Here is an 8,998-nt window from a genome sequence, read left to right as displayed (position 1 = left end):
GAGATCCGCTGTGACGCATCTTTCCACTCGCCGCGAGCGCCGCGCCAACCGCCGCACCCTCCGCTCCGTGCTCCGCACCCGCGCCGCCGCCACCCGCCTCGCCTCCAGCTGCCACCGCCGCCCCCGTTCCCTCGCCACCGTGGCCATCGCCGCGGGCGTCGCGAAGGACACCGCGGCCGGCATCGCCAACGGCCTGCGCACCGTGGCCAAGCGCCTCGGCCTTGCCCCCGCCGCGACCGCCCGCACCAAGCGGACCGTCGCCGGCGGCCGCGCCCGCCGCACCCACACCGTCGGCCGCTGGACGCTCGCGCAGGTCGCCCGCCTCGTCGCCGCGTACAAGCCGCGCAAGCCGGAGTTCAAGGCCGCCGTCGTCCTGATCGCCGCCCTCGCAGGGGGTGCCGCGTGATGGCCGCGACGCTCGTCCCGGACGCCACCCGGATCATCGACCAGCTGCGCGCCGACCAGGCCGCCGGTACCGCCGCCGGTCTCGGGGGCGCCGACTGGGACGCCTTCCACGACCTGGTGGTCCAGTTCGTCGCCGAGGCCCCGGACCCGCAGGCCTGTATCTGCGCGATCGCGGATCTCCTTGACGACCACGCTCGGACCGGCCACCCCTCCGGGGGTGCCCGGTGACAGAGCAGACCGAGGCGGCCCGCATCGTGCGGGCCGCCCCCGGCCGGCGACTCATCGCCGCCGGGTTCATCAGCCGCAAGATCGACGTCCGCGTCACCGAGGCCGGCGTCACCGGCGCCATCCGCAAGGGGGCCCGGCGATGAGCGACATCCGTGAACCCCTCTACGGCCAGGCCGCGGCGAACGTCCGCGACCAACTGCGCGAGGGCACCACGATCCCCGAGCCGGTCCGCGACATCCTCGCCGCGATCAGCGAACTGCTGACCCTGCCCGACCCGGGCCACGACCTCTTGGACCTGGTCCGCTACGAGAGCACCGTCTCCGAACGCCTCCACCTGGTCCGACTCACCATCCGCGACACCCTCGCCGGTAAGGACGACCTGGAGTGGGAGGCCGCCTACCTGCGCAAGCACGTCACGGAGCGCCCGCTCCGCTACCGGACGGCCGAGCAGGAGCTCGCCGACCTTCGCCGCATCGCCAACGGCGGTGAAGCCCAGTGAGCACCGAGCCCCGCACGATCACCTTGCCCACCATCGACCACGGACCGGTCACCCTGCCCGAACCGTCGTGGTGTGTCGGGCACGCCGACCACAACCCCGGCACGATGCGGGCCGACATCATCCACACCGGGCCCGGCGTGCACCTCGTCTTCCGCGGCGAAGAGATCAGCGTCGCCGAACTCGTGCAGTCCCCGTTCGCGACCGAGGGCGGCAACCCGAAGATGGGCGGCCGCACCATCGGCGTCTCCGTGAGCCTGGTGTGCCGCACCCTCAGCCCCGCCAGCCTGTACGAACTCGCCGCCGACCTCGACCGGTTCTCCGACGAACTGCGGACGGTCGGCGACCAGCTCGACCGGATCCTCGGCGGTGGCCAGTGAGCCGGCCATCGCGTATCCGCCGCCCGACCGAGCACGCCGCACTGCGCGCGGTGGGCCGGTCGGCCCGGCCTCTTCCGTCTGTCCCGGCCTTGATGGCCGCGCTGCTCGTCGCGAACGAGCGCCGTGACCGCGAAGGCGTCCAGCTGTGCGCGCACCGCGTCGTGCGCGCCTCCGAACGAGGAGTCGGCGAATGAACTCCCTGATCACGTGGGCGCAGACCTACCCCGTACCGGCAACGGCCGCCGCCGTCCTGCTGCTGGCCACCGCCGCCCTGCTGGCCAAGGCTGGCCGTAAGGCCGTGGGCCGTACCCCGGCGGCCGTCCTGGTCGCTTCGCTCGCCGCGATGGCGTGCACCGCGTACAGCGCGGACACGTCCTGGCGGTTCGCCGAGCACCGCCTCGGCATGACCTCAGCCACCGAACGCAGCGCGATGTTCGCCGCAGCGGAACTCGCCTTGTTCGCCTGCGCGCTGATGGCCAGGCAGAACCTCCGTGGTCCGCAGCAGGCGCCGGGCACGCCCGGCACCTTGGTCTGGGTCATCACCGGAGTGCAGGTGATCCCCGCCTACTCGGAGTCCGGGATCGTCGGCGGGACCGTGCGGTCGGTCGTTGGCCCGGTCATGGCCGCGCTGCTCTGGCACCTCGCCATGGGGATCGAGCTCCGCCACACCGAGCCGGGCGCCGACTCCAACTCGCTGCCCGCCCTGCTTGCCCGTGAAGGCCGTGAGCGGCTGCTGTCCTACCTCGGTCTCGCGACGCGGGACCGTACCGCGGAGCAGATCACCCGGGACCGGTGGACGGTGAAGGCCGTGGGCCTGGCCGCGAAGCTCGCCGACATGGCGCCGGATGCCCGCGGCCGCGCCCGGGTCGCCCGCCGGCTGTCCGTCGCGGTGGGCAAGGCGCAGGCCGGTGCGAGCGCAGAGCAGCGGGCGAAGCTGCTCGACCTGCTTGCCGCCCGCCGCCACGCTGCATCCCTGGCCACGATCGACCTTGCCTCGCCGTGGGAACACACCGTCGAGGTGGCCATCGAGCAGGTCCCCGAGGAGCGGAAGGAGCTGCCGCCCGCACCGCGCCCACTGATCGTCCCGGCCGGCGTCCGTCTGCTGCCAATGGTGGCGCGCCCCGAGCCCGAGAAGACGTTCGTGTTCGACCACTCCCGGCAGCAGTACATGCCGTCCGGCACGACCAACGGCTACGCCGATTGGCCCGACCCCGAGGACCTGAAGTCGGTCACCGGGTCGGGAGAGGAGCGGTCACCCGATCCCCAGCCAGAGGGGTACACGCTGGCGGGTACCCCGGGCGACGAGGTGACCGGCGCGGTGACCACTTCCGTGGGTGCCGAGACCCCCCGGCAGGTGGTCACGGAGGTCATCACGCTTACCCCGGCCGAGCTGCGGCGCAGGGCCTCCAAGCTGAACCGCGAGCTGGTCGCCTCAACGAACCGGCCGGTGACCATCGAGCAGCTCCGCGACGAGTTCGGTCTGTCTCGCCGCGACGCTGCCGAGTTGCGCCGAGAAGTGGTCAGCGTGGCGCTCGTCCCCCGGGGGGCCCAGTCATGAAGCCGCTCATCGTCGGTGCCGTCCTCGGCCTGCTGTGGCTGCTGTTCGGCCTCCCGGTCGCCGCCCCGACGGCGGTCCTCGCCGCGGTCGTCCAGCCGGTCACCGTCGCCTTCGCCCTCGGCACCCTCGCCCGCCCGCACCTGCCCGGCGGGAGGTGGACGCGATGACCGAGCCGACCCCGCTCAACAAGGCAGAGGCCGCCGTGCGGGCCGCCGAGACGGACACCGTTGCCGTGCAACTGGCCCTCGCTGCCGTCGAGCTGGCCAGGGCCGCGACTGCCCAGCAGCAGACCGTCCCGCCGCCCGCCTGTGGGCATGAGCACAAGTCCGGGCGCAGCGCTGGCGAGTGGCTCGGGATTGCCTGCGCGGTGTGCGTGGGCGGTGTCGGCGTGGCGTTCGCGTCGCTCGCCCTGGCCATCCTCGGCGGTGTCGCCGCGATTGTCGTGCTCGTCCTCCGGGACATGTGGCGCGACCTGCGAAAGGGTCGCTGACCTGCCCTTCCGTCCCGCCAGAGCAAGAGGAACAACGTGCCTCTTACTCCGGCGGGCGCGGTGGGGCCGGACAGCCCGGCCCACTACCAGGAGGACCACATGCATCGCGCCTACGTCAGCGGCACCGGCCGAGGTTCGTACACCTGGACCTGCTCCTGCGGACGACCGGGCGGCAGCTACGGCAGCCGCTCCGCCGCGCAGGCCGCCGCCGGCAAGCACGAGAAGAACGGGAAGTGACCATGGCCGCGACCAGCCAGGACCCGCACAGCGTCGGCGAGCTCGTCCGAGTCGTCGTGCTCGGCGCCCGCATCACCCGCCGCGAGAAGAAGGGCAAGGCCACCGGCCGCCTCGAACGCCGGGTGGACGCCATCCGCGAGGCCGCGCAGGCCCGCGAGGACGCCCGCGGCAAGAAGCAGTAGCTACGCCCCGGGGCGGCCGTCCTACCGCCAAGCAGCCGGCCGCCCCGGGCCCCTGATCACCCATCGAGTAACCGGAGATGACCAGCATGACCGAGACCGCCCCGGAGCGCGTAAACGGGCACGTCAACCCGCAGGTGCCCCTGCTGAAGTTCGCACCCGAGACGCCGACCGCCGAGCAGCCGGCCAAGGAGTCGGCCGCCCCGCGCCTCCGGGTCCGTATCGACTCGCTGCGCCGCGTCGTCGTCGAGACCCGCAGCAACCCGGCCTACCGGTTCACCGTCCGGCATGGCTCCTACCTCTGGGGCGGTACCCGCATCCTCGCCCGGCGGACGTGGGACGGCCGCACAACGGCCCGGTACGAACGGATGATGCGCATCGCCGAGGCCGGCGGGAACGAGGAACTCGTGCGCGAGTGGGAGCAGCGCATCAGCTCGTACCGGGCGGCCCGGCAGAAGCGGCGGATGGAGCTGCTGCAACTGGCGTTGAACGCGCCCAAAGCCCTGTTCACCTCGGCGGTCGCAGGCTCCGGGCTGCTGCTGATGCTGGGCTTGATCATGGCCTGGGCGAACCACGACGCGCACGACATCCTCGTGCCGCTGCGGGCGGTCGTCGAGTTCATCGGCGTGGTCGCCTGGCTGGTGTCCGTGGTCTGGGATCCGCTGCTGTACACGCTGCCGTGGCTGGCCCTCGGCGGCGCGTGGGCGGCCGGCCGGAACCAGCACACCGCCCCGTCCTGGGCGCTGCCCGTCGTCGAGGGCGAGCAGGGCGCCGTGCCGGACGAGGGCGCCATCCTGCGAGCCCTGGGCAGCCTGGGCATCGCCCCGCTGAACAAGGCCATCAAGGAGGGATGGCAGCCGCGGTGGGTGCAACCGACGACCCGCTCCGGGAACGGCTGGCACACGCAGTTGCAGCTGCCGCTCGGCGTCACCGTCGAGATGGTCAACGGGAAGAAGAACGTCCTGGCGCACAACCTGCTCAGGAAGCCGGTCGAGGTGTGGCCGACCGAGCCGCCCAATCAGCCCGGTGTCCTCGACCTGCGGGTGGCTGACCAGGGCTCTCTGTCCGGCAAGGTGCCGCCGTGGCCGCTGCTGAAGGAGGGCGTCACCGACTACTTCAAGGGCGTTCCCGTTGCCATCTCTCAGCGGGGCGAGCCCATCATCGGCCAGCTCATGGCGAAGAACTGGATCGTCGGCGGCATCATGGGCTCCGGCAAGACGTCCATCGTCGTGGCCCTGCTGCTGGGCGCGATCCTCGACCCGCTGGTCGAGGCCGAGGTGTACGTGATGGCGGCGAACGTCGACTACGACCCGCTCCGCCCGCGGCTGCGGACGCTGGTCAAGGGCGACGACAAGGAGCAGCTGAAGGCCGCCCTGGACCGCCTGCGCACGCTGACCAGCGAAGTCACCGAGCGGGGCAAGCTGCTGGAGGAGCTGGGCGGCGAGTCGCCCAAGCTGACCCGCGAGATGGCGCTGAGGGACGCACGGATGCGGCCCCGGGTTGTCGTCTTCGACGAGTGCCACGAGCTGTTCATGGACAAGGACTACGGCAAAGAGGCTGCTGAGCTGGCCATTCGCGTGATGAAGAAGGCTCGCAAGGTAGGCATCACCCTGATCTGGGTGACCGTGTCCCCGACCGCGGACAGCATTCCTCGGGATGTCACCCGCAACACGTCGCATCGTGTGGCGTTCGCGGTCGGCGACCAGGTCGCCAACGACGGCCTGCTCGGCTCCGGCAAGTACAAGGCTGGCATCCGCGCGACCGAGCTGGTGCCCGGCCAGGACATCGGTACCGCCGTGACCTACGGCTTCACCGCGAAGCCGTTCGAGGTGATCCGCTCGTACTACGTGGAGCGGGACGCTGAGAAGGGAGTCGACGAGGTCACGCCCGTGGTCGAGCGGGCTATGGGCCTGTACGACGGGACCGGCCCGGTGGATGCGCCGACGTTCGAGCCGGCCGACCCGCTCGCCGACACGGCCGCGGTCCTCGGCGACGAGCCGCGCGTCCTCGTACAGGAGGTCCTGCACCGGCTCGCCGCGAAGAACCCGGACGCGTACCGCAGTTGGGGGCCGACCGACCTGAAGAAGGCGCTGGAGCCCTACGGGGCGCAGCAGTACAAGTCCAACGGTGTGATGGTGGTCGGCCGCGACCGGGTCCATGACGCGGTCCTGGAGCGCCTCGCCGAGGATGCCGAAGCCGTCGATGATGAGTAGGGAGGCATCCGGATCTTGGGGAGTTCTCCCTACCCGTCTCCCTGCGTCGCCTCCCTGTACATGACCTGCGGAAATGGCCAGTCAGGGAGGCGGGGGAGGCAGCCTCTGGAGGGAGCCTGGAGGCCGGCATATGGGCTGCCGGGCTCCCCTTTTTGCTTCCCTCCCCGTGCCGTAGGTGGCTGGCCATACACTCCGCGACATGGAGGGGTGGAAGTTCTGGTGGGGGATCGCGGCCTTCTTTCTCGGGGGCCTAGCGACGCAACTGAGCGGCTGGCTCACCTATCGACGGCAGCGCAAGGACCGGGCCGAGGACGCCGCCGACGCGCTGCGACAGCGCCGTGAAGCATTCGAACTACAACACCTGATCGAGGTCAACCAGCTGCTTCGCGCCTTCTGCGAGCAGGCCAACAGTGTGCTCAACCACCGGATGTGGGCCCTTGCCACACAGCCCGACTTTGCGGAGCCGGAGTTCATAGCGGCGCAGCGAGACATGAAGGGCGCCGAACTGGCTGTGGCTGCGGAGGTCGGGTTCATCCTTGACGACCGCATCCGACAACTCGTCGAGGACGTCATCAACGAGACAGCCGAAACGGCGTTGATGAGGCCTGTCGGGAGCGCAGGCATACCCGATGTGCTTCCGATGGCGCGGGCGCAGAAGGCAGCCTATGACGCCGTCGGGGAGCGAGTCCGTGAACTGTACGCAGGCAGGTCCTGAGGTCAATGCGATGACCGGTTGGGGGCGGAATTCTCAAAAGCGGGGTCCGTGTGCGCATCCGTAGGCCATCCTGTGCGCCATGTACACGCAGGGGGAGCCCACAGCGAATGCCCACTTGACCTACGCGGCGCGGCCCCGCATGTTCCACGCTCCATGGCAGCGCTGGGTGTGGGCCGTGGTGCCGTTCGTCAGCCTGTCCGTCTTGGCGTTCCTGCCGTTCGCGGTGGCGTGGAGGCGTCGCGTCGTTCCCGCCTGGGTTGCCGCCGTGTACTCCTTGGGCAGCGCGATCGTGTGCGGTTTCGCTGTGGTGAAACCGGAGGTGAACGCCCTTTTCCCTATCTCGGTATGGGCCTTCATGATCACTGCTGCTGTTCACGTCCTGCTCCTCGACCGCCCCAAGCGGCAAAGCAAGTAGACGGTGCCGCTAGTTCCTCAGGGCACGCGCTGATGCCAGCCGACGGCCCGGCGGCAAGCGCCGGGCCACAATCCTCTACTGCGCGTGAGCGATCCCGATGGCCTGGTACAGGAACGCCGTCCGTTCCTCCTCCATGGCCGTCAGTTCTTCTTCTACGTCCACTCCGAAGAAGGCACCGAAGACCCGGACGACGGTCTCCATCGCTCCCATGGCCACCATGACCGCGGCCATCACGGTGGCCGCTTCCCCCACGAGGCCCTCTCCACCAGCCAAGTCCTTGGCGCGGCCGATCGTCCAGGGGCGACTGTGCGCGGCGCCGGAGGGCAACCGGTACGGCGCCGGGAGCCAGGACGGCATCGCTGACGCAGCGCGCTCGGTGATGTTCAGGTCCATAGGCGCCGACTCGCCGCCGATGGTGTAGCCGATCAGCTTGCCCTGCGTGTTATGCCGCTCGATGGCCTGACACTTCTGCAAGCAGTCCTGGACGTAGGCGACCAGGTCAGCGGCACCCGCCTGGTCCTCGGGTTCCAGGAACTCGGCGAGCTTCAAGGTGTGGTTGGCATCGGTCATCCATACGCCGGCGAGCCGGGCGAGACGCTTGTTCAGACTGATCGTGGGATCGAAGAGGTACTCGGAGAACAGGACGCCCTCAAGTACGACGCGGCAGAGCGTGAGCGGCGACCACACCGGCGGCGGCTCCATCAGGATGTCGTGCTCCAAGGCGCGCACATGGTCGAGAGCGTTGTCCTTCGTGAGGTCCGCGGTCTCGAGAAGCAGGCCATGAAGGCGGCTCCGTTCGCCACGGAGAGGTTCTGCGAGTGCCTCGATCTCGGCGCATTCCCTGCGGAACAGGGAGGTCGTGCTCTGATCGAATGCCTCCACGTCCTTCACACGCAGGGCGCAGTCCACAAGCTCCCGGAACCGTGCCAGGATCGCGGCGGCCGACTGGGCGAGTTCCTCAGTGATCGGCACAGTGAAGAGGCGTACCGCCTCGCCCTCAGGCATGACGTCGTTCATGAACGGAACGGTAAGCAGCGGGCGCGCTCAGGCATACCCGTTTTCCGCGGTCAGACAGTGCAGCGCGTTCGCCAGGTCAGCGCTCCCAGGTGCCCGCCCCGTTGCCCCGCCACTCGATCAGAGGGGATGACTCGACGAACGTCTCGTCCGCCTCCTCGATCCCCGCCCGGCGCAGAAACTCGGCGACGTCGCGCAGCCCGAAGGCGCGGCCGAGGATCTCCCCATCGGCGCGCACCCGCCGACCGCCGTCTTCGTCGGGCGGGTACACGATCACAGGTCTTGCAGAGGCCATGACATCAGCGTGCCCCGATCACCCGATCCCAGCATCCCGGAGATCCTCCGGACGCCAGCCCCCGGCAAGGCTCCGTGCAGGTCGATGACCCGCGAAGAAAAGTTGAGATTCCGTACTGTCTCAGCGCTCGCCCGGAGCTATAGGGGGTGACAGTACCCAGCTATCGGGAGGACCCCGTGACCGACTTCGCCACCGTCGTCGAGGCATGCGCCTGCGGCGGCCACCTCGTCATCACCCCAGCCCGACCCGGCGTCGAGCTCAAGTCCGTGCACCACGACACCAACGGCAACGAGGCGCCCTGCCCCAAGGACGTCTGACCGGATCAGCCCGACCACTCCGAGCACAGCCCCCAGCACGACCACACAAGGCCGTC

At 70.1% G+C, this 8,998-nt stretch carries 16 protein-coding genes; 14 read left to right on the top strand and 2 right to left on the bottom strand.

The genetic code is table 11. The features are described 5' to 3' along the window. Positions 1–10 precede the first annotated feature (10 nt). The 13 genes from ACZ7OY_RS32710 (at position 11) to ACZ7OY_RS32650 (ending at position 7,316) form a co-directional block, all read left to right on the top strand. Positions 11–406 carry a hypothetical protein gene (locus ACZ7OY_RS32710; protein ID WP_471914794.1) on the top strand — a complete coding sequence of 132 codons (396 nt, stop codon included), beginning with the start codon at positions 11–13 and terminating at the stop codon, positions 404–406. After that, the gene (locus tag ACZ7OY_RS32705) at positions 406–633 is read left to right on the top strand and encodes a hypothetical protein (RefSeq protein ID WP_471914793.1); all 228 of its coding nucleotides are present in this window, start codon (positions 406–408) and stop codon (positions 631–633) included. Before ACZ7OY_RS32710 ends, ACZ7OY_RS32705 begins: the two co-directional genes overlap by 1 nt. Next, positions 630–776 carry a hypothetical protein gene (locus ACZ7OY_RS32700; RefSeq protein ID WP_471914792.1) on the top strand — a complete coding sequence of 49 codons (147 nt, stop codon included), beginning with the start codon at positions 630–632 and terminating at the stop codon, positions 774–776. The genes ACZ7OY_RS32705 and ACZ7OY_RS32700 overlap by 4 nt, the downstream gene beginning before the upstream one ends. Further along, on the top strand, positions 773–1,132 hold the full coding sequence (locus ACZ7OY_RS32695; RefSeq protein WP_471914791.1) for a hypothetical protein: 360 nt from the start codon (positions 773–775) through the stop codon (positions 1,130–1,132). The genes ACZ7OY_RS32700 and ACZ7OY_RS32695 overlap by 4 nt, the downstream gene beginning before the upstream one ends. Then, positions 1,129–1,509: a DUF6907 domain-containing protein gene (locus ACZ7OY_RS32690; protein ID WP_471914790.1), complete on the top strand. Its 381-nt coding sequence runs from the start codon at positions 1,129–1,131 to the stop codon at positions 1,507–1,509. The genes ACZ7OY_RS32695 and ACZ7OY_RS32690 overlap by 4 nt, the downstream gene beginning before the upstream one ends. 190 nt (positions 1,510–1,699) lie before the next feature. Then, positions 1,700–3,067, top strand: a complete 1,368-nt coding sequence (locus tag ACZ7OY_RS32685) for a hypothetical protein (protein WP_471914789.1) — start codon at positions 1,700–1,702, stop codon at positions 3,065–3,067. Beyond that, positions 3,064–3,234, top strand: a complete 171-nt coding sequence (locus tag ACZ7OY_RS32680; protein ID WP_471914788.1) for a hypothetical protein — start codon at positions 3,064–3,066, stop codon at positions 3,232–3,234. Before ACZ7OY_RS32685 ends, ACZ7OY_RS32680 begins: the two co-directional genes overlap by 4 nt. Then, entirely contained in the window at positions 3,231–3,557 is a 327-nt protein-coding gene (locus ACZ7OY_RS32675; RefSeq protein WP_471914787.1) for a hypothetical protein, read from the top strand. The genes ACZ7OY_RS32680 and ACZ7OY_RS32675 overlap by 4 nt, the downstream gene beginning before the upstream one ends. 36 nt (positions 3,558–3,593) lie before the next feature. Beyond that, positions 3,594–3,794, top strand: a complete 201-nt coding sequence (locus ACZ7OY_RS32670) for a hypothetical protein (RefSeq protein WP_471914786.1) — start codon at positions 3,594–3,596, stop codon at positions 3,792–3,794. 2 nt (positions 3,795–3,796) lie between these two features. Then, the gene (locus ACZ7OY_RS32665; protein WP_471914785.1) at positions 3,797–3,976 is read left to right on the top strand and encodes a hypothetical protein; all 180 of its coding nucleotides are present in this window, start codon (positions 3,797–3,799) and stop codon (positions 3,974–3,976) included. A gap of 86 nt (positions 3,977–4,062) precedes the next feature. Beyond that, a complete protein-coding gene (locus tag ACZ7OY_RS32660; RefSeq protein ID WP_471914784.1) occupies positions 4,063–6,186 on the top strand; it encodes a zonular occludens toxin domain-containing protein in 2,124 nt (707 codons plus the stop codon). Positions 6,187–6,385: 199 nt separating this feature from the next. Next, complete coding sequence (locus ACZ7OY_RS32655) at positions 6,386–6,901, top strand: hypothetical protein (protein WP_471914783.1); 516 nt, start codon at positions 6,386–6,388, stop codon at positions 6,899–6,901. A gap of 79 nt (positions 6,902–6,980) precedes the next feature. After that, complete coding sequence (locus ACZ7OY_RS32650) at positions 6,981–7,316, top strand: hypothetical protein (protein ID WP_471914782.1); 336 nt, start codon at positions 6,981–6,983, stop codon at positions 7,314–7,316. A gap of 75 nt (positions 7,317–7,391) precedes the next feature. Here the strand turns inward: ACZ7OY_RS32650 and ACZ7OY_RS32645 are convergent, their stop codons facing one another. Both ACZ7OY_RS32645 and ACZ7OY_RS32640 read right to left on the bottom strand, forming a co-directional pair. After that, positions 7,392–8,333, bottom strand: coding sequence for a hypothetical protein (locus ACZ7OY_RS32645; RefSeq protein ID WP_471914781.1), 942 nt, complete (start codon positions 8,331–8,333; stop codon positions 7,392–7,394). A gap of 76 nt (positions 8,334–8,409) precedes the next feature. Beyond that, entirely contained in the window at positions 8,410–8,625 is a 216-nt protein-coding gene (locus tag ACZ7OY_RS32640; protein ID WP_471914780.1) for a hypothetical protein, read from the bottom strand. A 176-nt stretch (positions 8,626–8,801) separates the two neighbouring features. Between ACZ7OY_RS32640 and ACZ7OY_RS32635 the strand changes: the two genes are divergently transcribed. After that, positions 8,802–8,942: a hypothetical protein gene (locus tag ACZ7OY_RS32635; RefSeq protein ID WP_471914779.1), complete on the top strand. Its 141-nt coding sequence runs from the start codon at positions 8,802–8,804 to the stop codon at positions 8,940–8,942. Positions 8,943–8,998: the final 56 nt, after the last annotated feature.

It is taken from the genome of Streptomyces sp. NPDC107559 (genome assembly GCF_055657365.1).
This window is presented reverse-complemented; position numbering and strand designations above follow the sequence as displayed.

Bases quoted from the DNA above. Each gene is read 5' to 3' on its own strand.
- ACZ7OY_RS32695 (WP_471914791.1), top strand. From the start codon at position 773: ATGAGCGACATCCGTGAACCCCTCTACGGCCAGGCCGCGGCGAACGTC.
- ACZ7OY_RS32675 (WP_471914787.1), top strand. From the start codon at position 3,231: ATGACCGAGCCGACCCCGCTCAACAAGGCAGAGGCCGCCGTGCGGGCC.
- ACZ7OY_RS32665 (WP_471914785.1), top strand. From the start codon at position 3,797: ATGGCCGCGACCAGCCAGGACCCGCACAGCGTCGGCGAGCTCGTCCGA.
- ACZ7OY_RS32640 (WP_471914780.1), bottom strand. From the start codon at position 8,625: ATGGCCTCTGCAAGACCTGTGATCGTGTACCCGCCCGACGAAGACGGC.
- ACZ7OY_RS32650 (WP_471914782.1), top strand. From the start codon at position 6,981: ATGTACACGCAGGGGGAGCCCACAGCGAATGCCCACTTGACCTACGCG.
- ACZ7OY_RS32645 (WP_471914781.1), bottom strand. From the start codon at position 8,333: ATGAACGACGTCATGCCTGAGGGCGAGGCGGTACGCCTCTTCACTGTG.
- ACZ7OY_RS32680 (WP_471914788.1), top strand. From the start codon at position 3,064: ATGAAGCCGCTCATCGTCGGTGCCGTCCTCGGCCTGCTGTGGCTGCTG.
- ACZ7OY_RS32655 (WP_471914783.1), top strand. From the start codon at position 6,386: ATGGAGGGGTGGAAGTTCTGGTGGGGGATCGCGGCCTTCTTTCTCGGG.
- ACZ7OY_RS32685 (WP_471914789.1), top strand. From the start codon at position 1,700: ATGAACTCCCTGATCACGTGGGCGCAGACCTACCCCGTACCGGCAACG.
- ACZ7OY_RS32705 (WP_471914793.1), top strand. From the start codon at position 406: ATGGCCGCGACGCTCGTCCCGGACGCCACCCGGATCATCGACCAGCTG.
- ACZ7OY_RS32660 (WP_471914784.1), top strand. From the start codon at position 4,063: ATGACCGAGACCGCCCCGGAGCGCGTAAACGGGCACGTCAACCCGCAG.